The sequence below is a fragment of the Thermaerobacter sp. PB12/4term genome, assembly GCF_003403315.2.
Classification (GTDB): Bacteria; Bacillota; Sulfobacillia; order Thermaerobacterales; family Thermaerobacteraceae; genus Thermaerobacter.
Window position 1 is genome coordinate 164,967 of record NZ_CP048407.1, and the last position, 23,522, is coordinate 188,488.

General features: G+C 68.1%; 19 protein-coding genes. All 19 read left to right on the top strand.

Features of this window, described 5'->3' with window-relative positions:
- Positions 1 to 429: 429 nt before the first annotated feature.
- Entirely contained in the window at positions 430 to 624 is a 195-nt protein-coding gene (locus DYI95_RS00740; RefSeq protein ID WP_203530670.1) for a flagellar protein FlaG, read from the top strand.
- A gap of 59 nt (positions 625 to 683) precedes the next feature.
- The gene (gene fliD, locus DYI95_RS00745) at positions 684 to 2,099 is read left to right on the top strand and encodes a flagellar filament capping protein FliD (protein WP_116901275.1); all 1,416 of its coding nucleotides are present in this window, start codon (positions 684 to 686) and stop codon (positions 2,097 to 2,099) included.
- Between the two features lie 282 nt (positions 2,100 to 2,381).
- On the top strand, positions 2,382 to 3,002 hold the full coding sequence (gene fliS, locus DYI95_RS00750; RefSeq protein ID WP_116901274.1) for a flagellar export chaperone FliS: 621 nt from the start codon (positions 2,382 to 2,384) through the stop codon (positions 3,000 to 3,002).
- Positions 2,999 to 3,421 (top strand): hypothetical protein, encoded by a 423-nt coding sequence (locus DYI95_RS00755; protein WP_116901273.1) that lies wholly within the window; start codon positions 2,999 to 3,001, stop codon positions 3,419 to 3,421. The genes fliS and DYI95_RS00755 overlap by 4 nt, the downstream gene beginning before the upstream one ends.
- Positions 3,422 to 3,640: 219 nt before the next feature.
- Positions 3,641 to 4,888 (top strand): methionine adenosyltransferase, encoded by a 1,248-nt coding sequence (gene metK, locus DYI95_RS00760; RefSeq protein ID WP_116901272.1) that lies wholly within the window; start codon positions 3,641 to 3,643, stop codon positions 4,886 to 4,888.
- 401 nt (positions 4,889 to 5,289) lie between these two features.
- Positions 5,290 to 5,778 carry a hypothetical protein gene (locus DYI95_RS00765; RefSeq protein ID WP_116901271.1) on the top strand — a complete coding sequence of 163 codons (489 nt, stop codon included), beginning with the start codon at positions 5,290 to 5,292 and terminating at the stop codon, positions 5,776 to 5,778.
- Positions 5,779 to 5,823: 45 nt separating this feature from the next.
- Complete coding sequence (locus tag DYI95_RS00770) at positions 5,824 to 7,494, top strand: diguanylate cyclase (RefSeq protein WP_116901270.1); 1,671 nt, start codon at positions 5,824 to 5,826, stop codon at positions 7,492 to 7,494.
- Positions 7,495 to 7,755: 261 nt separating this feature from the next.
- Positions 7,756 to 8,622, top strand: coding sequence for a ComF family protein (locus DYI95_RS00775; RefSeq protein WP_116901269.1), 867 nt, complete (start codon positions 7,756 to 7,758; stop codon positions 8,620 to 8,622).
- Between the two features lie 81 nt (positions 8,623 to 8,703).
- A complete protein-coding gene (gene flgM / locus DYI95_RS00780) occupies positions 8,704 to 9,075 on the top strand; it encodes a flagellar biosynthesis anti-sigma factor FlgM (RefSeq protein ID WP_116901268.1) in 372 nt (123 codons plus the stop codon).
- A gap of 2 nt (positions 9,076 to 9,077) precedes the next feature.
- Positions 9,078 to 9,698, top strand: coding sequence for a flagellar protein FlgN (locus DYI95_RS00785; protein WP_116901267.1), 621 nt, complete (start codon positions 9,078 to 9,080; stop codon positions 9,696 to 9,698).
- 60 nt (positions 9,699 to 9,758) lie between these two features.
- Complete coding sequence (gene flgK, locus DYI95_RS00790; protein WP_116901266.1) at positions 9,759 to 11,360, top strand: flagellar hook-associated protein FlgK; 1,602 nt, start codon at positions 9,759 to 9,761, stop codon at positions 11,358 to 11,360.
- A 39-nt stretch (positions 11,361 to 11,399) separates the two neighbouring features.
- Positions 11,400 to 12,287: a flagellar hook-associated protein FlgL gene (gene flgL / locus DYI95_RS00795; protein WP_116901265.1), complete on the top strand. Its 888-nt coding sequence runs from the start codon at positions 11,400 to 11,402 to the stop codon at positions 12,285 to 12,287.
- Positions 12,288 to 12,421: 134 nt separating this feature from the next.
- Complete coding sequence (locus DYI95_RS00800; protein WP_116901264.1) at positions 12,422 to 13,939, top strand: phosphoglucomutase/phosphomannomutase family protein; 1,518 nt, start codon at positions 12,422 to 12,424, stop codon at positions 13,937 to 13,939.
- 486 nt (positions 13,940 to 14,425) lie between these two features.
- Positions 14,426 to 14,989 carry a ribosome hibernation-promoting factor, HPF/YfiA family gene (hpf, locus tag DYI95_RS00805; RefSeq protein ID WP_116901263.1) on the top strand — a complete coding sequence of 188 codons (564 nt, stop codon included), beginning with the start codon at positions 14,426 to 14,428 and terminating at the stop codon, positions 14,987 to 14,989.
- A gap of 548 nt (positions 14,990 to 15,537) precedes the next feature.
- The gene (locus DYI95_RS00810) at positions 15,538 to 16,236 is read left to right on the top strand and encodes a hypothetical protein (protein ID WP_243149781.1); all 699 of its coding nucleotides are present in this window, start codon (positions 15,538 to 15,540) and stop codon (positions 16,234 to 16,236) included.
- 320 nt (positions 16,237 to 16,556) lie between these two features.
- Positions 16,557 to 17,972: an HD domain-containing phosphohydrolase gene (locus DYI95_RS00815; RefSeq protein WP_243149782.1), complete on the top strand. Its 1,416-nt coding sequence runs from the start codon at positions 16,557 to 16,559 to the stop codon at positions 17,970 to 17,972.
- 45 nt (positions 17,973 to 18,017) lie between these two features.
- Positions 18,018 to 18,659, top strand: coding sequence for a DUF5317 domain-containing protein (locus DYI95_RS00820; RefSeq protein WP_116901260.1), 642 nt, complete (start codon positions 18,018 to 18,020; stop codon positions 18,657 to 18,659).
- 540 nt (positions 18,660 to 19,199) lie between these two features.
- The gene (secA, locus tag DYI95_RS00825; protein ID WP_116901259.1) at positions 19,200 to 21,995 is read left to right on the top strand and encodes a preprotein translocase subunit SecA; all 2,796 of its coding nucleotides are present in this window, start codon (positions 19,200 to 19,202) and stop codon (positions 21,993 to 21,995) included.
- Positions 21,996 to 22,074: 79 nt separating this feature from the next.
- Positions 22,075 to 23,254, top strand: a protein-coding gene (gene prfB / locus DYI95_RS00830; protein ID WP_116901258.1) for a peptide chain release factor 2 whose coding sequence is annotated in 2 segments (ribosomal slippage) — positions 22,075 to 22,143 and positions 22,145 to 23,254 — 1,179 coding nt in all. Because the reading frame shifts where the segments join, the coding sequence is not laid out codon by codon here.
- The last annotated feature ends 268 nt before the right edge of the window (positions 23,255 to 23,522 follow it).

Genomic DNA, 23,522 nt, shown 5'->3' on the forward strand with positions numbered 1-23,522 from the left:
AAGGTGAACTCCCCCTCACCGGGACCGGAGCGGAGCCCCCGGCGGAGCCGGCCGTCAGAGGATGGCCGGCTCCGCCCATTTCGGGACCTCAACCCTCTTCCTACCCAGACCCACCAGAATAGGACTCGAGGGCCGTTAACGACCTCCCGTTTCCAACCGATATGACGAACAAATGGGACCGGCGAACCTGACCGAGCCGTTGAAGAGACCGGACCGGGAGACGTGAGATCCGTGACCGTGTCACCCCAGGAACCCGTTGGGGGCGTCCTGCAACTCCGATACCCCGCTCCAAAGGCTCCGGCACAGGCGGATTTCGAAAGCCTGGGAGGCACCCCCAAGGGGCCCAATGCGCCGACTGCCGGCGTTGAAACGCAGGATGCCCGGGGGGAGGGCCCATCGTCCTCCGGGTTCGCCCCTTGGATGCCGCCCTTGCCCGATCACCCCCGCGACCCCTTCAGCTATCAGCTCCAGTTCCACGTGGACGACGCCACGGGCCGGGTGGTGGCGGAAGTGGTCGACCGGGAGACGGGCGAGATCGTACGGCAGGTTCCACCCGAACACGTGCTCCGGATTGCCATGTACGTGAAGATGCTCCTCGGGCAGCAGGTCGATCAGCGCGGCTAGGGCGGTTAGGCGGCTGGGGCGAGGCAGGCCAAGTGTTCGGGCAAGGAGGACGTCACCCAATGCGCATCGGTGGACTGGCCAGCGGCCTCGACTGGGAGCAGCTCGTCGAGCAGCTGATGCAGATCGAGCGCCGCCCGCTGCTGCTGCTCGAGCGGCGCAAGCTCGAGATCGAGTCCGAGAAAAATGCCTGGAGCGACATCCGCTCCCGCATCGACACCCTGCAGGACCGCATCGCGGATGTCCTGGCGGCGGACCTGTTCTGGCGGCCGCGGTCCACCAGCAGCGACGAGGCGCGGGTGACGGCGGAGGCTTCGGCCGCCGCCACCCCGGGCACCTATAAGGTTGAGGTCCAGCAACTGGCCACGGCCCACTCCATCGCCACCTACGACCCGGTGGCCGACCCCCAGGCCGCGCTGAACCTGAGCGGAACCTTTCGCATCACCGTCGGCAGCACCAGCGTCGATGTCACCGTCAACACCACCGACTCCCTGAACGCCATCCGCGACCGGATCAACGCGGCGGTGGAACAGGCGGTGCAGGCGGACCCCGCGGCGGAGGCCAGCGCCGTGCGAGCGGAGGTGATCGGCGGCCATCTGGTCATCACCCGCACCCACACGGGCCAGGGAGCCATTGACGTCAGCGATGGGAGCGGCACGGTGGCCCAGTCCCTGGGGCTGATCGACGCCACCGGTGCGGAACGCCGGGTGCTGGTCACGGGCCAGGATGCCCAGTTCACCGTCAACGGCCTCGCCTTCACCCGCTCGTCCAACACCGTGACCGACGTAATCCAGGGGGTCACCCTCGAGCTGCACCAGGCCGCCCCGGGCAGTCCCGTCACCGTCACGGTGGCCTGGGACGACGACGCCGTGGTCAATGCGGTGAAGAAGTTCATCGAGCAGTACAACAGCGCCCTGTCCTTTATGGCGCAGCAGCAGGACTACCAGGACGCGGGCGGCGGCAAGCTGGGCGGCGACGTGCTCCTCACCACCCTGCGCAACGAGCTGCGGCGCATGGTCTCGGACCCCGTGGCGGCGCTGGCCGGTTCGACCACCCTGGACCGGCTGGCTGCCGTGGGCATCACCACCCAGGACAAGTCGGGGACCCTGCAGCTGGACGAGGCGAAGCTGCGGGAGGCGCTGGCGGCCGACCGGGCGGGGGTGCAGCGGCTTCTGGCAGGCGACCCCGACGGCACCACCACCAGCGACGACGGGGTCTTCGTGCGGCTGCAGAAGGTCCTGGACGGGTGGCTCGAGACGAACACCGGCCTCTTCGACCGGCGCATCGACTCCCTGGACGACCGGGCCCGGGACTACGCCGAGCAGATGGAGCGGATGGAGTACCGCCTCAAGTTGCGGGAGCAGAACCTGACCCGGCAGTTCGAGGCGCTGGAGACCCTGCTCTCCACCCTGCAGTCCCAGGAGCAGTGGCTGGTCCAGCAGGTGAACCAGCTGGCGTCCCTGCGGCCGAAGGACTGAGGGCGACGGGACTGGGGACGGCAGGATGGGACTGAGGACGGCTGGATGGACCTGAACATGGGAGGATGGACTTCGTTCGCTGAAGCCGGGGTGAACGCCGGGGCAACCGCGGGGTGACCATGCGGGTGGACGGCGAGGTGAAAAGGCTGGGCGGACCGCCGGGTGTGCAAGACAGGGTGAATGGCGGGTTGAATGGCAGGCTGAAATGCAGGCGGGAGGGCAGGGTGACCGGCAGGGCAGGCGGCCCAACGCGCGCGGGCAGCAGGCGGGAGGGGTTGGCCCATGCAGAAGGCAAGCGGGGGCCAGGGCGGAATCGCTGAGCAAGGCGAAGTCGTCGCGGGCGCGAAGCCGGAGCTGGAGACCGGCGGGATGGCGGGGCCGGCGCCGTCCGGATCCGCAGCCGGCCCGCTGGCGGGCGAGGCGCGGGCGCCGGGGCAGGGGGCCCGAGGGGGAGGGGTCTTCCCCACCGGCCTGCCGCGGCGGGCCGTGGCCCATCCGGCCCGGTCCTACGTGGCGACCCGGGTGCTGACGGCGCCGCCCCAGGTGCTGGTCTTGATGCTGATGGACGGCGTGCTGCGGGAGGTGGCCCGCGCCCTGCAGGTCGACCTCAAGGCCCCCGGCGGCCGCGAGCGGCTTCACCGGGCCTTGACCCGCGCCCAGGACTTCTTGCGCGAGCTGATGCTGGCCCTGGACCACCAGCAGGGGGGCGAGCTGGCCGCCCGGCTCAGCGCCCTGTACCTGTTCTGCCAGGAGCGGCTGATCGAGGCCAACGTGAAGGCCAACCCGCGGCTGGCGGCCGACGCCGTGCGGGTCCTGGCCCCCATCCGGGAAGCCTGGGCCGCCCTGTGCGCCGAAGGAGCGGGCGGAACCCGCCCGGCGCCGTCCCCGGAGGTGCCGTCATGAGCGAGACCGACCTCTGGGAACTGGTGCTGGAAACCCGCAGGGACCTTGACCGGTGGATCGAGCGGGGCCGGCGGGCCCAGGCTGCCGCCGGGCGGGGCGACTGGGAGACGGCCCGGGCGGAACTCGAGGCCCGCCGGTTCCTCCAGGAACAGGTCAGCGCCCGGCTCCACCGGCTGCATGCGGGGGCAGCCCCCGGCGGCCGCGGCTTGCCCGGCGGGGAGGATGCCCGGCAGTGGCTGGCCCAGCTGGAAGAGCACCTGCGCCAGGCCCTGGAGGCCGACCGCCAGCTCCGCCTGGCCCTGGCCGTTCGCCATGAAGCCTTGGCCGAGCGGGCCCACTTCCTCGAGCAGGCCCGGCGGGCCGTGGCCGCCTACGCCCGCAACGCGCCGCCGTCGACACCCGTTGACAGCGCCAATTGACACCGCCGCGCGGGGGTTGCTAGACTAACCTGGGTTTAAGGAGGCCCGGCCGGTTCGACCGCCGGGTTGCACCGGTTTGTGCGGACGAACCGGCCGCGGGGCGGGGCGCAGCGGCCTTCCGCCACCCCACCGCCCGGGCCGCAGGGATGGAGGCTCCTTCTCTTCGGAGAAGGGGTCGTTTTATCTCTATCTCTGTCTCGCGGAAAGGAGGAACCCCGCGTGACGCGAGCCAGGGGCCGCCACCTGTTTACCTCGGAATCGGTGACGGAGGGCCACCCCGACAAGATCGCGGACCAGATCTCCGACACGGTCCTGGACGCCATCCTCGAGCAGGATCCCCAGGCCCGGGTCGCCTGCGAGACGGCGGTGACCACGGGCATGGTCCTGGTGATGGGCGAGATCTCGACCACCTGCTACGTCCACATCCCGGCGCTGGTCCGCGACGTGCTGCGGGAGATCGGCTACACCCGGGCCAAGTTCGGCTTCGACGCCGACACCTGCTCGGTGCTGACCACCATCGACGAGCAGTCGCCCGACATCGCCCAGGGCGTCCTCGATGCCTGGGAGGTGCGCCACGGCGAGGCCCCGCCGGACGACTTCGCCCGCATCGGCGCCGGCGACCAGGGGATGATGTTCGGCTTCGCTTGCCGGGAGACACGGGAGCTGATGCCGCTGCCCATCACCCTGGCCCACCGGCTGACCCGGCGGCTGGCGGAGGTTCGTAAGTCCGGCCTGCTTCCCTACCTGCGCCCCGACGGCAAGGCTCAGGTGACCATCGAGTACGACGGGACGCGTCCCGTCCGCGTGGAGGCCCTGGTGTTGTCGACCCAGCACCGCGAGGACGTCAGCCGCGCCCGCCTGGAAGAGGACCTGCGCCAGCACGTCATCGGCGCTGTCGTCCCGGCGCCCATGCTGGACGAGAAGACGCGGATCTACATCAACCCCACGGGCCGGTTCGTGGTGGGCGGGCCCCAGGGCGATGCGGGCCTGACGGGGCGGAAGATCATCGTCGACACCTACGGCGGTTACGCCCGCCACGGCGGCGGCGCCTTCTCGGGGAAGGATCCGACCAAGGTCGACCGGTCGGGCGCCTACGCCGCCCGCTGGGTGGCCAAGAACGTGGTGGCGGCGGGGCTGGCGGAGCGGTGCGAGATCCAGGTGGCCTATGCCATCGGCGTCGCCCAGCCCGTGTCGATCCGGGTCGACACCTTTGGAACGGGCATCATCCCCGACGACCGGATCGAGGAACTGGTGCGGGAGCACTTCGACCTGCGGCCGGGCGCCATCATTCACCACCTGAACCTGCGCCGGCCCATCTACCGCCAGGTGGCGACCTACGGCCACTTCGGGCGGCCCGATCTGGACCTGCCCTGGGAGAAGATCGACCGGGCAGCCCAGTTGCGGGAGGCGGCGGGGCTGGGGGCGATGCCCGACGATCCGCTGGCCGAGGTGGCGGTGACGCTGTAGGGTCCGGGGCTTGCAGGGCGCGGCCGGGGCCGGTTGCGGGCCGCGGCCGGGGTCGCGGGGCCGCAGCCGGGTCGCCGGGTTGCGGGTAAGCCGTCCGGCCGAGGAACGGGCCTGGGTCGCGGAACCGCGGGCAGCCGGTGCAGCCAAAGAATAGGACGGGTTCCAGCGGCGGCAAGCCTTCGGGGTCGCCACTATCTGCACGAGCTTTTGCCAGGCCTGGCCGGGCAGGCGGCGGCGCCACGCCGGGGGCGGCGCGCCTGCCCGGCCGTTTTCAGCCTTGGGGACCGCCCTGCTCAGGGAGGTTCCACTCCAGGGACCTTCCGGCCCGCCACGGCATACCTTGGAACCGCGACAGCGCCATTACGACCCTGACTTCCCGGCCCCACGGGGGTGCCGAGTCCATGGGGCACGATGCCGTGTGGTGGGCCCTGGCGGTCCTGGTCGCGGTGACGGCGGCCGGCATGCTGGGCGCGTTGCGGGGTGCATGGCACCGCGGGCAGCGCCGGGTCCAGCCCCAGGGGTGGGAACCATGGCCCCTGGTGGTGCTGGTGCGGGACGCGGCTTCCTTCATCGAGGGATTCGTGGAGGACCTGGCCGCCCTCGCACCCGGTTCGCCCATCGTGGTGGTGGACTGCGGGTCTGCCGATGAAACCGCCGCCATCCTCTACCGGTTGCGCCAGCGGGTCCCGACCCTGCAGGTCCTGCGCTGGCCGGCCCAGCGTTCGGGGGCGCCCGGCCCGCTGGAGGCGGCGCTTTTCGTCACCGGGGCGCCGCTGGCGGTGACCATTGACCTGACGAATCCCGGCGGATGGCGCTGGCAGGACCTCCGCGTACCCCTCATTCACCTGCTTGAGGCGTCGGCATCCAGCAGGAAATGCATGACAGGTTGAGAATGAAATAAGGACCGCGACACGGGGTGGGGGTCACGATCGCCGGTGAGGTCCTGGCGTAGCCCGCAGCGGCTGTATATCCTGGCCGTCGGTGTGGGCGGGATGGTGGCTCTGATCCTGGCCTTGCGCCAGTGGGAGCCCGTTCCCGCCCTGCCCATGTTGATGATGCTCGCCGCGGCCGTCCTGATGGACGCCTACCCGCTGCCGATGCCCGGCGGCGGGGCGATGTCCCTGACTTTCGGGGTCACCCTCACGGCCCAGTTGCTGTACGGTACCGTGCCCGCGGCCATCATCAACGTGCTGGGCAACCTCATCGGCTACGGGGTGCTGAACCGCCGGCCTTGGGACCGCACCCAATTCAACGCCGGCCAGTTCGCCCTGACCATCCTGACGGCAGGGGCCGTCTCGACGCGGCTCGGCCTCCATCCCTGGCCCGCGCCCACGGGGATCACCATTCCGCCGCTCCACCTGGTCTTTGTTTATGTGGCGATCTACTGGGTGATGAACAATGCCCTGGTGGGCCTGGCCCTTTACTATCACCAGGCCCATCCCACCCGGGAGTTCCTCCGCCTGTTCTTCCGCTGGTTGCCGGTGGATGCCCTCAGCACCGCCTTTGCCGTGGCCGCCCATTCGGTGGTGATGATCGCCTTTCAGGCGTACGGTGAAATCGGCATGGCCGTGGGCCTGACCCTCTTCCTGATGATCAACTACCTGCTCCGCCTGCACATGCGGCTGGTGGAGGCCCACCACGACCTGCAGTCGCTGTACGAGATCACCAAGGGACTGGCTTGCGTGCTGGAACTGGACGATGCCTTCGGCTGGATCGACCGGGCCGTGCAGCAGCTGGCGCCGTCGGACGCCTTCGCCATTTACCTGGCGGAGGAGGGCGACGTGCTGCGCCTGCAGCATGCGGTCCATCCCGACGCCGGGGAGGTTCAGGGCCGGGTGGCAGGGGAGGGGGCCGTCCGGCGGGCCGCCAGGGAGCGCCAGCTTGTCGAGCACGTGGACGAGCCCACCCTGGTGACGGAGAACTTCGAGCCGTCCAGCGTGCTGGCGGTACCCCTCTCGGCCGACGAGCGGCTCATGGGCTGCCTGTGCCTGGCCCGGCGCCATCGGGCCTTCGGCGATCGCGAGCGGCGCCTGCTGTCCATCCTCGCGTCGCCCATGGCCATGGCCATCCAGAACGGGCTGATCTATGGCCGAACCCAGACCATGGCCCACACCGACCCGATGACGGGCCTCTACAACTACCGGTTCTTCAGCATGCGCCTGCGGGAGGCGGTGCGGCGGGCCAGTGCTACGGGCCAGCCCCTGGCGCTGATCCTGATCGACCTGGACAATTTTTCGGACATCAACAACCAGTTCGGTCATCAGGCGGGCGATCACGTCCTGCGGCAGTTCGCCGACCTCTTGCGGCATTCGGTGCGCCAGCAGGATCTGGTGGCCCGGTATGCGGGCGACGAGTTCGTCGCCATCCTGCCCGGTGCCCGCCGGGAAGAGGCCGAAGCGGTGGCCGACCGCATCTGGGAAGCCGCCCTGAGGTACCGTTTCACCGACCTTTCGGGCCAGATCTTCTTCCCCCTTCGCTTCAGCCTGGGCGTGGCCGTCTACCCCTATGACGGCCCCTCCGACGAAGACCTCATCGCCGCTGCCGACCGCAACATGTATCGGGAAAAGCGCCACCACCGGGAGCGGTACCGCCGCGAGCACGCGTGAGGATTTTGTCATCCGGATTGTAATATAATGGCATTGCCGGCTTGGATGGGTTCCCTCGTGGGATACGGAGGTCGCGGTGCTTGCGGGGGGCCCGGTGCCGCCGCGGTCCGTGGGGCGCGGTCTACGTGGTGTGGTGCACGGGACGCCGCCTTCGTGGCGGTGTTTCCTCGTGCCGGGAGGCCGGTGGCTCGGCCTGCTTGATCCGGCGGCCGCCCAGGGCTGTCGCCGCCTGGCGAGCGCAGGGAGAGGGGCTGGGAGGCGATGCCCCCGCAACATTCCGGCGAGTGGCGGGCAGGCTGGGCCTTCACCGGCCCCCGCCCGAGGCCAGGGGGGAACTGGCAGAAGCTGTGGGCCGCCGTGCGCGACGAGCTCCTGGCCTGGGTCTTCCCCTGGCCACCCTATTGCCTGGGCTGCGGGGCTGACCTGCCCCACTGGCCGCCGGCCGACCCTGCGATATGCCCGCGCTGCCAGGCCCGGCTGGGACACGAGCCGGGCAGCCGGTGCCTGTGGTGCGACCGGCCTGCCTGGCTTGCCCACCCGGATGAACCCTGCAGCCAGTGCCGCACCCTGGGACCGCCCTGGGTGGCCGTCCGGGCGGTGGGGACTTACCGGGGCCTCTTACGGCGCCTCATCCTGCGGATGAAGTACGAAGACGAGCCCTACCTGGCCGAACTCCTGGGCCGCGCCATGGCCGCCCGGACCGGGGGCTGGCCGGCAGCGGCGCTGGTTGTACCCGTGCCCATGCACCCCGACCGGCTGCGCCAGCGGGGCTTCAATCAGGCGATCCTTCTGGCTCGGGCCGTGGCCCGGACGGGAGGCTGGCAGCTGGCGGAAAACCTGCTGGTGCGGCGCCAGGCCGGAGCCGGCCAGGCCACCCTGGGGGCGGCGGGGCGGCGGCTGAACGTGGCCGGCGTCTTCGCCCCCTCGCCCCGGGCCCGTCGGCTGGCGGGGCGGCCGGTTCTTCTGGTGGACGATGTGCTCACCACCGGGCGCACCCTGGCTGCGGCCTGCGAGGCCCTCCAGGCGCTGGGGGCGGGGGCTGTCTACGGCCTGGTGGCAGCGGCCACCCCCCTCCAGCCCGCCCGGTATACGGCGCCCGAACGCTCGGGGGACATGATGCCGTTGTAACGGTGTCGCAGTCCCCTCTAAACATCACGACCCGGCGTCACGAAAACCGGGTTAGTCACAGCTGGCGAGGAGGACGGGGCAATGATCATCTCCCGGCAGCAGGTCTTGAATGCGCTGAAGGCCTACGGCATGCAACCAGGCGCCGGTGCCCCGGCCGCTGGCCCGGCGGGGAGCCCGGGTCCCGTCCAGCCGGCCGCACCCGGAGTGTCTTCGGGTACCGGGGCGGCCGGCGCCGCACCGGTACCCGGCCGCGATCGGGTCGACCTTTCCCCCGCGGCCGCGGCAGTCCAGCGGCTGGTGGACGAAACCCGCGGGTTGCCCGAGGTTCGGGCGGAGCGGGTGGCGGCGTTGCGGGCGCAGATTGCCCGCGGGGAGTACCGAATCGACCCCCAGCAGGTGGCGGAGCGGATGCTGTACCGCCTGCTGGCGGACCGGGTTCAGGAGGACCGGTGAGCATGGCGCCCATTGACCCGGCCCGGCCCGGCCCCGCCGTCCCGGCCGCCGGCGAAGGATCGGAGCCCGCCCCTGCCGTCCCCGTGGCCCCGGCCCCTGCGACCGATGAGGCGCCGGCCGCACCTGCCGCGGCCCTGGCCCATCAGCTGGTCGCCCAGCTGGCGGCCATGGTGGAACCCTGGGCGCGGCTGCTGGAGGCGACCCGGGCTACCAACCGGGCCCTGGTCGCCGGGGACCCGGCGGTCATCGAGGCGGCCCTGGCCTTCGAAGAGGAATGCCTGCGGGTGATCGGCGAGCTGGAGCGGCGCCGGTTCGACCTGCAACGGGAGCTGGCGGCGGCGTGGGGGCTTGACCCCGCCTGCCTGTCCTGGGATGAGCTGGCCCGCCGCGTTCCCGATCTGGCCCCGGCCCTCGCCCGCTGCCGGGACTCCCTGAAGGCGCTGGCAGAGGGTGTGGAACAGCTCAACCGCCAGAACCGGGCGCTGGCGCGCCAGGGCCTGGCATGGGCCCGGTTCGGCCTGCAGAGCCTGGCGGCGGCCCGAGGTACCGCCGGCCCGGGGTACGGACCCGACGGCCAGTTGCAGTGGAGGCCGCCGGCCCTGGCCGTGGACCGGGCCTTTTAGGCTTCTTATGTTAGGCATTTAGGTGTTTAGGTGTTTCAAGGGTCAAAGGATGATGCCCCCGTGCGCAGCACCTTCTTCGGACTCGAACTGGCCCGGCTCGGCCTCTGGGCCCAGCAGCGAGCCCTGGATGTGACCGGGCACAACATCGCCAACGCCAGCACCCCCGGTTACTCCCGGCAAGTGGCGCGCCTGGCGCCCACGCCGGCCTACGCACCACCATCCCGGGCCATGGCGGTGGAAGCCGGCCAGGTGGGGACCGGGGTGCAGGTCGCCGGGATCCAGCGGGTCCGGGACCTGTTCCTCGACCGGCAGGTGCGGGACTTGCAGGGGCAGCTGGGACGCTGGCACGTTCGCACCCAGACCCTGGCGGAGCTGGAGACCATCCTGGGCGAACCATCCGACGCCGGCCTGGCCCGGGCCCTCGCCGACTTCTGGGAGGCCCTGGGGGTCGTGGCGAACCGTCCTGACAGCCTGCCGGCCCGGACGGCGGCCATTCAGCAGGCCCATACCCTGCTGGAACGCTTTCAGGAGGCGGACCGCCAGCTGGCGGACCTCCAGCGCAACCTGGACGCCAGCATCCTGGCCCGGGTCGACCGTGCCAACCAGATCGCCACCCAGTTGGCCGACCTCCACCGCCGCATCCAGGTCGCCACCGCAGCGGGACAGTCGCCCAACGACCTGCTGGATGAACGGGACCGGCTGGTGGAGGAGCTGGGCGGCCTGCTGCCGATCCGGGTGACGGAACGGGAGGGCGGCGCCCTGCGGGTCGAGGTGGCCGGGCTGCCCCTGGTGGACGGCCGGGTCGTCCACCGCCTGGTGGTCCGGGAAGAACCGGCCGCGGCCACCGGCGGCGGCACCGGTGGCGCCGGCAGCCCGGGCGGCGGGCCGGCCTCCGGCGATCCGGGTGCCGGCGACCTGGTGGTGCGGATCTACTGGTCGGGAACGGCCCAGGTCCTGGCGGAAGGTTCCGGGGCCGGTGCCTTGCCCGGTGAGCCGGGTGCCGGTACCGGGGCCGGACCCGCCCTCCTGCCCCTGGACGACACGGTGCTGGAGGGCGGCGAGATCGACGGCTTTCTCGAGTCGCGGGACCGGCTGGTAGCGGGCTTGCGTCAGGATCTGAAAGCGCTCTTTTTTGCGCTGGCCACTGCCGTCAACCAGGTCCACCGGCAGGGGTACGGGCTCAACGATGCCCCCGCTTCCGGCTCCCAGGGCGGAGGGGCAGGCCGGGACATGTTCCTGCTGGGGACGGGGACCGACCTGCAGGCGGTGGTGGTCAATCCCGCCCTGGACGATCCGGCCAACCTGGCAGCGGCCCTGGAGGCCGGTGCACCCGGAGACGGGCGCAATGCCCTGGCCCTGGCGCAGCTGCGCCACGCCGCCCTGGCCCTGCCCGGCGGGGCGCCGGCCCAGGATTACCTGGAGAGCGTGGTAGCGGGGCTGGGCATCGCGGGGCGCCAGGCCCAGGAAGGCCAGCGCACCACCCAGCTGCTCATGGATCAGGTGGCGGCCCAGCGGGAGAGCGTGCGAGGCGTTTCCCTGGACGAGGAGATGACCCAGCTGGTCCGGTACCAGCACGCCTACGCGGCGGCGGCCCGGCTGGTGACGGCGGTGGACTCCATGCTGGCCGTTCTCATCGAGCGGACGGGCCTGGTGGGTCGTTGAGGCGGCGTCCTCGAGGGCTGCTCACAGGAGGGAGCACGGGTGCGCATCACCGGCGGAATGATGATCACCACCCTGCTGGCCGACCTGCGCCGGGCTCAGCAGCGGCTGAGCACCTTTCAGAACCAGCTGGCTTCGGGCAAGCGGGTGCAGCGCCCTTCGGACGATCCCGTAGCCACCGTGGACAGCCTGCGCCTGCGGGCGCGCCTGGCCGAGGTGGAACGCCTGCGGGCCAATGCCCAGGATGCCCGGGACTGGCTCGAGATGACCGACAGCGCCCTGGACCGGGCGACCCAGATCCTCCAGCGGGCGCGGGAGCTGGCGGTCCGGGCGGCTTCGGGTACCCTGCCGGACAGCTCCCTCCAGGCCATCCAGGCCGAGGTCCAGCAGCTGCAGGACCACCTGCTGGAGGTGGCCAACAGCACCCTGGGCGACACGTACCTGTTTGGCGGTTTCGGGACGCAGCAACCGCCCTTCGTGGCCGATCCGGCCAGTTCCACCGGCGTCACCTATCAGGGAATCAACGGGCCCATCCAGCGGGAGGTGGCGCCCGGCACCACCCTGACCATCAACGTGCCCGGGGACGCCGCGTTCGACCCGGCTTTCGCGGCCCTGAGCGGGTTGCAGGTGGCCCTTCAGAATCGGGACGTCCAGGCCGTATCCGCAACCGGGATCGCGGCTGTCGACCAGGCACTGGACGGCCTGCTGCGGTTCCGCGCCGAGGTGGGGGCCAAGGTGAACCGCATCGAGCTGGGTCTTTACCGCATGGACGAGATCCGCGTCGACACCGAGCAGCTGCTCAGCGGCGTAGAGGATGCGGACATCGCCGAAACGGCCATGCGCCTGTCGGTGTCCGAGGCGGCGTACCGGGCGGCGCTGATGGCCGGTGCCCGTATCGTCCAGCCCACCCTGATGGACTTCTTGCGGTAACCGGGATGAACTTCACGCGGTAACCTTCGGGCCTCCGTACCGGCGGCGCCGTGGAGTCCCCCGGCTGCGCAACCAGGTCTCCCCGGGAGGAACCCTAAGCCAGGTTGCGAAGGTTCCACCGAGGTGAGCACCGGGTGAGCGACGCGCAGCAGAAGGGGCACGCAGACCGGAACCATTCCCAGTCCCAGCCCCAAACGGCATCGGTACCCGCCACGCCCATCCGCTTCGGCACCGACGGCTGGCGGGCGGTCATCGCGGAAGAATTCACCTTCGCCAACGTACGCCGGGTCGCCTGGGCCCTGGCGGAGCATCTCGAGGCCACCGGCCGCGCCGGCCAGGGCGTGGCCGTGGGCTATGACTGCCGGTTCCTCTCGGACCGGTTCGCTGCGGCGGTGGCGTCGGTGCTGGCGGCCGCCGGCATTCCCGTCCTCCTTTCCCGCTCCGCCTGCCCGACGCCGGCGCTGAGCTGGGCGGTCGTGTCGCGAAAGCTTGGCGCCGGTGTCATGATCACCGCCAGCCACAACCCGCCCGAATACAACGGGTTCAAGCTCAAGGGCTGGTTCGGAGGCCCGGCCCTGCCGGAAGAAACCCGCCAGCTGGAGGCGATCCTGGCCCGGCAAGAAGCCGGGCGGGCCGGGGCCGCGCCGCCGGCCGGAATGGACCTGAAGGAAGCGCGGCGCCTGGGCCGGGTGGAGGAGGCCGATCTCATCGGCCCGTACGTCCAGCAGCTGCGGAATCTGGTCGACTTCGAGAGGCTGCGGGCGGCCCGGCTGCGCCTGGTGGCCGACCCGATGCACGGGGCGGCCCGCGGGGTCTTGGCGAACCTTCTGGGGGAGGCCGGCGCCGAAGTGACCGAGATCCGGGGCGAGTTCAACCCCAGTTTCGGCGGACTGGCTCCCGAGCCCATCGCCCGCAACCTGGGTTCGGCGGTGGATGCCGTGCGGCGCCTGGGTGCCCAGGCCGCGCTGGTTACCGACGGCGACGGCGACCGGGTGGGGGCGGTGGACGCCACCGGCGAGGTGCTGGACGCCCAGCGCATCTTCGCGCTGCTGCTCCAGCACCTGGTGGAGGTGCGCGGCTGGAGGGGGTCGGTGGTGAAGACCTTCGCCGGCACGCGCATGGTCGACAAGCTGGCGGCCCGGTACGGACTGCCCTTCCACGAGACGCCCATCGGCTTCAAACACGTCTGCGAGTACGCCCTCAAGGAAGACGTCCTCATCGGCGGCGAGGAAAGCGGCGGCATCGGCATCAAGAACCACATGCCCGAACGGGACGGTCTCCTCTGCAACCTGCTGCTGGCGGAGATCATGGCGACCCGCGGCCGCACCCTGGGCGAGCAGGTGGCCGTCCTGATGGCGGAGATCGGCCCCCACTACTTCCAGCGCCGCGACCTCCACCTGACGCCGGAGGGGAAGAACCGGCTGATGGCCCTGCTGCGGGACGACCCGCCGGCCCGCCTGGCGGGCTGGCCGGTGGAGAAGGTCGACCCCCTGGACGGCTACAAGCTGATCTTCGGGCCGAGCCGCTGGATCCTCTTCCGTGCTTCCGGTACCGAGCCCGTGGTCCGCGTGTATGCGGAGGCCGAATCGCCCGAGGAGGTCGGCGCCCTGCTGGACGACGGCCTCCGGCTGGTGGAGTCCGCGACCCGCTGACCGGCCGGTCTTGCACCGCGGGCACTGCCAGCACGGCCGCCCGCGGGCCACGGCCTGCCGCGGGGGCGGGCCACGCCGCGGCATCGAATGTTGCAGGAGCTGTGGTCCTTTTCGTCCGGAAAATAACGAAAATTGGATAGGCTCGGATGGTCGCTGGTAGGGAACGGAGGGCCGGTTATCCCCAGCCCAATGAACAAGGGGGTGCCGGCCCTTCACCGCAGAAAAGGGGCGAACTCGTACTTATCAACAGATCATCCACATTATCCACAGTGGCCCGGGGGCAGACTATCCACACCAGGCATCGCCGGGAGCGGTGATTGGTACCATCCTTTGGGAGGTGGGGCCCCGGCCGCAGGTACGCGGAGCGGTAAGGTTGAGTCCCCGCTGAGAACCGGGAGAGCCGGCCGCCCGCTGTCTTCGCCCGGTAGGAGGACGCCGGTCGGGTGCGGAACTACTGCAGTAGTTCAGGGGAAGGAGTGAGGGCTGTTGAACATCACCATCTACGGCAAGAACATCGACGTCACCGAAGCCCTCAAAGAGTACGCCCGCAGGAAGGTTGGCAAGGTGGCCCGCTACTTCAACGGCGAACCCCTGCAGGCGCAAGTCACCCTGAGCATCGAGCGGGACCGGCACATCGTCGAGGTCACCATCCCCGTACCCACCAACGGCCTCCTGATCCGCGCCGAGGAAGAATCCGACGACATGTACGCCTCCATCGACATGGTGGTCGACAAGTTGGAGCGCCAGATCCGCAAGTTCAAGACCCGCCTGAACCGCAAGGCGCGGCGCCTGGAGGCCACCACCGGTCAGGCCGTGACCGAGCTGGACACCGCCGTGGACGAACCGGCGTGGCCGGAGGGAGAGGAGGAAGGCCGGGTCGTCCGCACCAAGCGTTTCGCCGTCAAGCCCATGACGGTGGACGAAGCGATCCTCCAGATGAACCTGCTGGGCCACGACTTCTTCGTCTTCGCCAATGCCACCACCGGCCAGGTCAACGTGCTGTACCGGCGGCGTGACGGGCAGTACGGCTTGATCGAGCCGGAGTTCTAGGCCGGGGGAACGGGTCGAACGCGGCCACGGGCCCGGCGCCCGTGGCCGCCTGCGCTTGCGCCCGCGCCGCGGCCCTGCGGCCGATCCCGGATCGGACGCCTGTCTTCTGGTCCCCAGTTGCCGGGTTCTGGCTTACGCCACCGAGCCTGACGCGGGTCGCCGGGCTTGGGGTGGCCTGTGCATCCATCCTGTGCATCCTTCGGACCACCCCTGTCTTGCCGGCCCTGGAGGCTCCGACCTCCGGACCCTATTCCAGGCCCGTGGTTCCCGGCGCCGGCCTGTACCCCTGCCCCTCGATCTTCCCCTCCCCCCGCTGTTCGTCCCGGGCCGCTGGCCCCCGGACGGGGTGGGTGAGGTTGGGTGCGCGCTGCGATTTCCAATTTCGACACTTCTCGTCTTCGTACGGGAAGGAGAAACCCGTATCCGCGGGTTCCGCTGGGGGAGCAGGGATTTTGGGACTATACCGGACCCGTGGGGGAGGTTAAGGTGGAGAAAGGCAGAATCGTCTATTCCTGACACCAGGGGCCGTGACCGCGGCCGGCGGGAGGATGCTACGGGTGTCGCAGCAATCGTCGTGGTCCGATCAGACCGCCCGGGCCATGGAGTCCGCGCTCCTCGGTTTGCCGGGCGTGCTTTCGTCCCATGTGGAGGTCGACGCCGGCGGCCGTGTTCAGGAAATCCACCTGCTGGCAGGACCCGGACGGGCCGAGCACCAGCTGTTTCGCGATGTCCAGTCCCTTATGGCCATCAGCTTCGGTCAGGACGTGGAGACCGGTGCCATTCACCTCACCCGGGTCGGTGCCGGTGACGAGTACGGGGAGTCCCGCTTGCGCCTTCTCCGTCATCGCCTGGAGACCGAGGGGACCCAGGTCGGCGTCGTGGTGGAACTCGGCAACGGCGAGCGGATCTTCCGGGGCGAGGCCCGCGGCACGCGAGGCCCCACTTCCGTCCTGCGGATGGCCGCCGCGGCAACGGCGCGAGCCGTCGTCGCCGCCCTCTACCGCATGGTGGAGGTTGAGGTGTTTGCCGTGCAGCGGGTACGGCTCGGCCACCGGGCGGTGGCCCTGGTGGGCATCACGGCCGGGGGCGGCATTCTGCCTGTCCAGGAATACGTGGGCGCAGTCCTCATCAAGCTGGACGAGACGGAGGCCACGTGCCGGGCGGTGCTGGACGGCGTGAACCGCTTCTTTGCCCTGGCCGGTCAGCTGGCACCGGAAGGAATCGGCGGTAGGACAACGAATGTGTGAAGCACGTGCTGGCACGGATTACCGGCCCCTGTTAGGACACGGACTTCCTGGGCGAATCCACCGTGCCGCTGCGATCATTGTCGATACGAAGTTTTGACAACAGGTTTCGGTTACTGTGGCCGGGTTTTACGCAGCGTGGCCATGAGCGGAGCTCGCTTCCCGGCGGTCGAGTGATCGCCGCGGGGGCAGATCGAGCGGAGTGATTCTTCATGGCCCGCGTGATCAAGGTTCTGCTTCTTCTGGCGACCCTGGTTCTGGCTGCCGGTTCGAGCTACCAGGTTAGCTTCTGAAGGCTAACCGGTCACAGTAACCGCTTTTTTATGGAGAGGGTTCTTAATGCTCTTGCCACGTCCGCGCACGGTCAAGCTTTATGCCTTATACCTCCTGATTATGGGGGGCTCGTTCTTACTCTGGCAGCACAGTATTCCCCCGACAGTATGTGGCGTATTCTTGTTCTATTTGTGTTTACTCTTCTCGCGGAAGCCTTCCCAATCCCTGTCCCGCCATTATCTGGTTCGATATCACTTAGCTTTGTGACGATTTTTGCTGCAATATTATCTGAGGGTCCCATCTGGGGTACTTTAATCGCTACATTAGGCACTATTCGTCCACTCGATTTTTCTGGCCAAGTTTCCATTAGGGGTATATTGTTTAATCGCTTTCAGCTGGGCTTATCTGCCTGGGTGAGTGGCTATGTGTATCACGCCGTTTCTATTGATGACCAAATCACGGCACTTCGTTCTGTCGTCGGATTTTTTGTCGCTGGCATGGCGTACTTTTCGGTTAACGTATTACTTTTTGGGTTATATGTTTGGCGTTATAAGAGGGTAAGCATTAATCGTGTCCTAAATCAGTTGCGCGTGAATGGAGTAGCAAACTATGTTGCGCTAATGCCTTTGGCATATCTTATTGCTGCTATTCAAGAGCGCGTTGGTCTGTTTGGTGTTTTGCTTTTTCTATTGCCTTTGGCTGTCGCGAGGTTTTCATTTCAGCGGTACCTTGATGTCCACCATATGTTTCTAAGCACCATTAGAGCTCTTGCTTTAGCGTTAGAGGCCAAGGATCGTTATACATACGGGCACGCGGATCGTGTGGCGCGTTTATCAGTTGAGATAGGAAAGGCTCTAAACTTGCCTGACAAGCAGCTCGAACTGTTGCAATATGCGGGTATCCTCCATGATATTGGCAAGATTGGTGTTCGCGATGAAATCTTAAATAAGCCTGGTCGCTACACTCAAGAAGAATACGAAGAGATGAAAAAGCATCCTGTGATTGGTGCGCGTATTGTAAGTGGTGTAGATTCCTTAGAAGTGGTTGCGCGTTGGATTCGTCATCACCACGAAAAGTTTGATGGCACAGGTTATCCGGATGGGCTTAAGGGGGCTGATATTCCGCTTGGTGCAAGAATTATTGCGGTAGCTGATGCTTTCGATGCAATGTTGTATGACAGGCCATACAAGGCTGGGCGTCCCCTTCCCGAAGTAATTGATGAGCTCAAAAGATGTTCGGGAAGCCATTTTGATCCGGAAGTCGTATCTATATTGCTCAAGCTCATTGAAACACCTGAGCGTGTGGCCGAACTGACACGCCCTCCGGAACTGCGGTTTGTTGAATACCTCGCTTCAATTTACGGACTTCGGCCTCCGATGCCTATTATTCAGGAGCTTCCCGCTGCTGATGAGGCGGCAGTTGCTGCCGAGGAGTTTCAGGAGCGGCCCGAATACCCTGAGATGTGACGTATACCTGTGAGGTATACCGGCAAGCGAAATCGGAGGTACACGGTGTTCCTCGTAACACTTGTATCAGCACTGTGCATTGGATGGTTACGAGGGGGTTCGCTGGAAAGGGTAGCGCATCTGCCCTTGCGGTGGGCGGTGTTGCTCCCTGTTCCCTTTCTGATACGTGCCACCCTACTACACGCTGGAGCGGCCGAATCTGGCATATTAAAGTCCTGGGCTCCCGAGTTGCAAGCGGTCGCCTATGGGATGCTTGCCTTGCTTGCCGTAGCCAATCGCCACCTACCAGGGGCGGCGCTCTTAATTGCGGGGACCGTCGCCAATGCCCTGGTGATCATGGCCAACGGTGGGCGGATGCCGGTCAGTGAGTGGGCGGTTCGGGTTGCCGCCGGCGGGGCGGACCGGGCTACGGCCCTCACCCTTCTGCGCATGGAGGACAGCCTCACCCACCAGCTGCTCGGACCGGAGACGCGGTTTCCCTGGCTGGCGGACATCATCCCCTTGCCTCGACCCTTCCCCTTCCCCTCCGTCGCAAGTGCGGGTGATGTAGTGCTGGCAATCGGCCTGATGTGGCTCATACTGGCGGCCATGGGGAAGCGGGCCAGCACGGCTGCTGACGAGTCGGGCCGCCTTGACGCGGCCACAGGCCCGGCGGAGCGGGCACTGGACCGGTTTGGTTCCCTATGACGGGGGCCGGACAAGCCGCTGGCCGAACAAGCTTCGGGTGCTTTTCGGGCGTGGAGGGGCCCCAGTCACGTGGTAGAATAACTAGGACGTACAGGTCGACGGGCGGGCCGCGCCAACCGGGTCCAGCCGGCCCTTCGGGGGGCAGCCGGACCCGCGGCCGGGCATGACGGCGCCCCCGCACACTGGGTCGCGCGCCATGGCGCCGGGCAATTGGCTTGAGCCGTGAAGCCCGGCATCCGTTCGGGCTGCAGGCGGCCAATGGCGAGGAGGCCAACAAGGCCAAAAGGCGGATAAGGGCTGAAGAGGATACTACAACCCGAACTGGATCCGGCTCGTTGTACGGTGCGGCCGGGTGCCCCCGCATGCCGGTGGACCGGACCAGACGGCTTGGACCGGATGATATGGGCGCGGGCCGGATTACGCGGCGTGAGAAGCTAGCGGCGGGTGGAGCGTCCAACCAGCGGTCGGCGGCCTGGTGCCGATTCGACCGTGCCGGCGCGACTCCAGACGCCGGTTTTTTCTTCAGGAGATGAGAACGCCATGCTGGGGCTGTTGCGCAACCTGTTCAACTACAACGAGCGGGAGATCCGGCGCCTGTCGCGAGAGGTCGAGCGGATCAACGCCCTCGAGCCGGAGATGGTGCGTCTCACCGACGCCGAGCTGCGCGGCAAGACCGGCGAGTTCCGCCAGCGCCTGGCCGCCGGGGAAACGCTGGACGATCTTTTGCCCGAGGCTTTTGCCGTCGTCCGGGAAGCGGCCCGGCGCACGCTGGGGATGCGGCCCTTTGATGTGCAGCTGATGGGCGGCATTGTCCTCCACGAAGGCAAGGTCGCCGAGATGAAGACCGGCGAAGGCAAGACTCTGGTGGCGACCATGCCGGCCTACCTGAACGCCCTGCTGGGACGCGGCGTCCACATCGTCACCGTGAACGACTACCTGGCGCGGCGCGACGCCGAGTGGATGGGCCGGATCTACCGCTTCCTGGGCCTGACGGTGGGTGTCATCGTCCACGGGCTGAGCTTTGACGAGCGCCGCCGGGCCTATGCGGCCGACATCACCTATGGCACCAACAACGAGTTCGGCTTCGACTACCTGCGGGACAACATGGCACTGTACCCCGACCAGATCGTGCAGCGCGAGCTGTATTACGCCATCGTCGACGAGGTGGATAGCATCCTGATCGACGAGGCGCGCACGCCGCTCATCATCAGCGGCATGGCCGACAAGCCCACCGAGCTCTACTACCAGTTCGCCCAGATCGCCCGCAAGCTGGAACGGGACCGGGATTACACCGTCGACGAGAAGGCGCGCACCGTCGCACCGACGGAGGAGGGCGTCCACCGGGTCGAGCAGATGCTGGGCGTCGAGAACCTCTACGCGCCCGACAACCCCGTGGACTACGCCCATTACCTGATCAACGCCCTGAAGGCCAAGGAACTGATGCGGCGCGACGTCGACTACGTGGTGAAGGACGGCCAGGTGATCATCGTCGACGAGTTCACCGGCCGCCTGATGTTCGGCCGCCGCTACTCCGACGGGCTGCACCAGGCCATCGAGGCCAAGGAGAACCTCAAGATCGAGCGCGAGTCCCAGACCCTGGCCACCATCACCTTCCAGAACTACTTCCGCATGTACGAGAAGCTGGCCGGGATGACCGGCACGGCGGCCACGGAGGAAGAGGAGTTCTCCAAGATCTACGGCCTGGACGTCGTGGTGATCCCGACGAACAAGCCCATGATCCGGCGGGACCTGCCCGACGTGATCTACAAGACCGAGGCGGCCAAGTTCCGGGCCGTGGTGGAGGAAATCGCGGAGTGCCACCGGCGCGGCCAGCCGGTGCTGGTCGGCACCATCTCCATCGAAAAGTCCGAGCGCCTCAGCGAGATGCTCAAGCGCCGCGGCATCCCGCACCAGGTGTTGAACGCCAAGTACCACGAACGGGAAGCGGAGATCATCGCCCAGGCCGGCCGCGTGGGCGCGGTGACCATTGCCACCAACATGGCCGGGCGCGGCACCGACATCCTGCTCGGCGGCAATCCCGAGTTCCTGGCGCGCCAGCACATGCGGAAGCTGGGCTATGAGCCCGAAGTGATCACTGCCGTCTCCGGACAGCTGGACCCCGACGACCCGGAACTGGCCGAGGCCCGCCGGGATTACCTGCGCCTTCTGGAAGAGGCCAAGCGCGAGACCGAAGCGGAGCATCAGCGGGTGGTCGAACTCGGCGGCCTGCACATCATTGGGACCGAGCGGCACGAGTCCCGGCGCATCGACAACCAGCTGCGGGGCCGCGCCGGGCGCCAGGGAGACCCCGGCTCGTCCCGGTTCTACCTGTCCCTGGAAGACGACCTGATGCGGCTGTTTGGCTCGGACAGCATCCGGAGCATCATGGACCGCCTGGGTGTGGAAGAAGACGAGCCCATCGAGCATCCCCTGATCACCCGCGCCATCGAGAACGCCCAGCGCAAGGTGGAGCATCGCAACTTCACCCTGCGCAAGCAGGTGCTCGAGTACGACGACGTGATGAACAAGCAGCGCGAGGTGATCTACGCCGAACGGCGGAAGGTGCTGAGCGGCGAGGACGTGCACGAGCACATCCTGGGCATGATGGACGACATCATCCAACATGCCCTGGACAATTACTGCAACGAGCACGCCCACCCCGAAGAGTGGAACCTGGAAGGGCTTGTGGAGTACCTGGAGGGCAACTATCTGCCGGCCGGCACCCTCAAGGCGGAGGAACTGGCCGACCTGGGCCGCGATGCGCTGGCCCAGGAGATCAAGGCCGCGTTCCTCCGGATCTATGAGGAGAAGGAGAAGGCCATCGGCAGCGCAATGATGCGCGAGCTGGAGCGGGTCGTGCTGCTCCGGGTGGTGGACCAGAAGTGGGTCGACCACCTGGCGGCCATGGACGATTTGCGGGACGGCATTGGCCTCCGGGCCTACGGCCAGCGGGACCCGCTGCTGGAGTACAAGTTCGAGGCCTTCGAGATGTTCCAGCAGATGATCGAAAGCATCAAGGAAGACGTGATCCGCATCCTGATGCACATGGAGGTCCGGCCGGGCCAGGCCGAGCCCCAGCGCCGGCGAGTGGCCGTGGGTGCCCGGGAGGAGAGCGGGCGGGTACCGGTCTTCGCCCTGGCGGCGGGTGCCGGCGGAGAGCAGGAGGGCAGCCATGGCTTGGCCCCTGCCAGGGCCGGTGCCGGTTCCATGGGCGCCGCGGCCTCGCCGGCCCAGGGCCCGCGGGAGCCGGTGCGGGTGCAAAAGGTGGGGCGAAACGACCCTTGCCCTTGCGGGAGCGGGAAGAAGTATAAGAAATGTTGTGGCCGGACGGCCTGATGGCCGGCTCCGGCTGCGCCCGCCGGCGCGAGCGGAAGCTGCAAGGGCAGGTGCAACGGCATCAGGGGAGGATGAGAGCATGTGGGATGAGGTGCTGCGCCGCATTCGGGCCCTGCGCCCGCGGCTCGACGAATTGAGGGATGATCTTTGACCTCGCCGGGAAGCGGCGGGAGATCGAGCGCATCGAGCAAGCCATGACCGAACCCGGTTTCTGGGATGATCCGGAGCGGGCCCAGCACCAGGTCCGGCAGCTGAAGGTCCTCAAGGGGCCCGTGGAGCGCTACGAGGCCCTGGACCGCAAGCTGGAGGACCTGCAGGTGCTGGCCGAACTGGCAGCGGAGGAGGCCGACGTCTCGGTCATCCCGGAGCTGGAAGAAGGCATCGCGCAAGTGGAGGAGGGCCTGCGGCAGCTGGAGCTGGAGCTGCTGCTGACGGGGCCGTACGACGGGTACGACGCCATCGTCTCCCTGCACCCCGGTGCCGGCGGGACCGAGTCCCAGGACTGGGCCCAGATGCTCTGGCGGATGTATACCCGCTGGGCGGAAGACCGGGGCTACCAGGTGGAGGTCCTGGACCTGCTGGAGGGCGAGGAGGCGGGCATCAAGAGCGTCACCTTTGCCGTCCGCGGGCCTAATGCCTACGGATACCTGCGCAGCGAGCACGGGGTGCACCGGCTGGTGCGCATCTCGCCCTTTGACGCCGCGGGGCGGCGCCATACCTCCTTCGCTTCGGTGGACGTCCTGCCCGATCTGGGGGACAGCCCCGAGATCGAGATCCGGCCGGAGGACCTGCGCATCGACGTCTTCCGGGCGGGAGGCCACGGGGGCCAGCACGTCAACAAGACCGAGTCGGCGGTGCGCATCGTGCACCTGCCTACGGGGATCGTGGCGACGTGCCAGAACGAGCGCTCCCAGCACTCCAACCGGGAGACGGCCATGAAGATCCTCAAGGCCCGCCTGGCCCGCTACTACGAGGAACAGCGCCTGAAGGAGATCGCAGCCCTGCGGGGTGACGTGGGCGAGATCGCCTGGGGCAACCAGATCCGATCCTACGTTTTCCAGCCCTACACCCTGGTCAAGGACCACCGCACCGGGGTGGAAGTCGGCAACGTCCAAGCGGTGATGGACGGCCAGCTGGACGTGTTCATCAACGCGTACCTGAAGTGGGAGGCAGCGCGGAGCGGCAAGCTGGGGGCACGCAGCGGGGACGGGCCGGGCCAGGTCCGGGATGCGGCGGCCACCCGGGGCCAGGGCGAGTAGCAGGCTCCCGGCCCCCCGGGGGTGCCGGTCCTGTGGCGGTCCATTTCCACAAGCGAGCCGGCCTCTGGAGGCGAGCCGCTGCCCGAGGTCAACTCCGGGCGGCGCCATACGATAACTGTACGGGAGGTCCACCGCCGGCCTCCCCTTTTTGCGTCTCCGCAGGGCGCAGGGGATACCGATTTTCGGCCATGGTGGCGAATTCCACCCATCAGCGGGGAGGGTTTGACCCCGTAAGGTCGAAGTACGCCGGGCGCGGGAATTGTCGAGA

Excerpts from the sequence above, each read along its gene's own strand:
- DYI95_RS00765 (WP_116901271.1), top strand. The coding sequence starts at position 5,290 with ATGGGGCACGATGCCGTGTGGTGGGCCCTGGCGGTCCTGGTCGCGGTG.
- DYI95_RS00785 (WP_116901267.1), top strand. The coding sequence starts at position 9,078 with ATGGCGCCCATTGACCCGGCCCGGCCCGGCCCCGCCGTCCCGGCCGCC.
- fliD (WP_116901275.1), top strand. The coding sequence starts at position 684 with ATGCGCATCGGTGGACTGGCCAGCGGCCTCGACTGGGAGCAGCTCGTC.
- fliS (WP_116901274.1), top strand. The coding sequence starts at position 2,382 with ATGCAGAAGGCAAGCGGGGGCCAGGGCGGAATCGCTGAGCAAGGCGAA.
- DYI95_RS00755 (WP_116901273.1), top strand. The coding sequence starts at position 2,999 with ATGAGCGAGACCGACCTCTGGGAACTGGTGCTGGAAACCCGCAGGGAC.
- flgM (WP_116901268.1), top strand. The coding sequence starts at position 8,704 with ATGATCATCTCCCGGCAGCAGGTCTTGAATGCGCTGAAGGCCTACGGC.
- DYI95_RS00815 (WP_243149782.1), top strand. The coding sequence starts at position 16,557 with ATGGAGAGGGTTCTTAATGCTCTTGCCACGTCCGCGCACGGTCAAGCT.
- secA (WP_116901259.1), top strand. The coding sequence starts at position 19,200 with ATGCTGGGGCTGTTGCGCAACCTGTTCAACTACAACGAGCGGGAGATC.
- DYI95_RS00810 (WP_243149781.1), top strand. The coding sequence starts at position 15,538 with ATGCTACGGGTGTCGCAGCAATCGTCGTGGTCCGATCAGACCGCCCGG.
- DYI95_RS00775 (WP_116901269.1), top strand. The coding sequence starts at position 7,756 with ATGCCCCCGCAACATTCCGGCGAGTGGCGGGCAGGCTGGGCCTTCACC.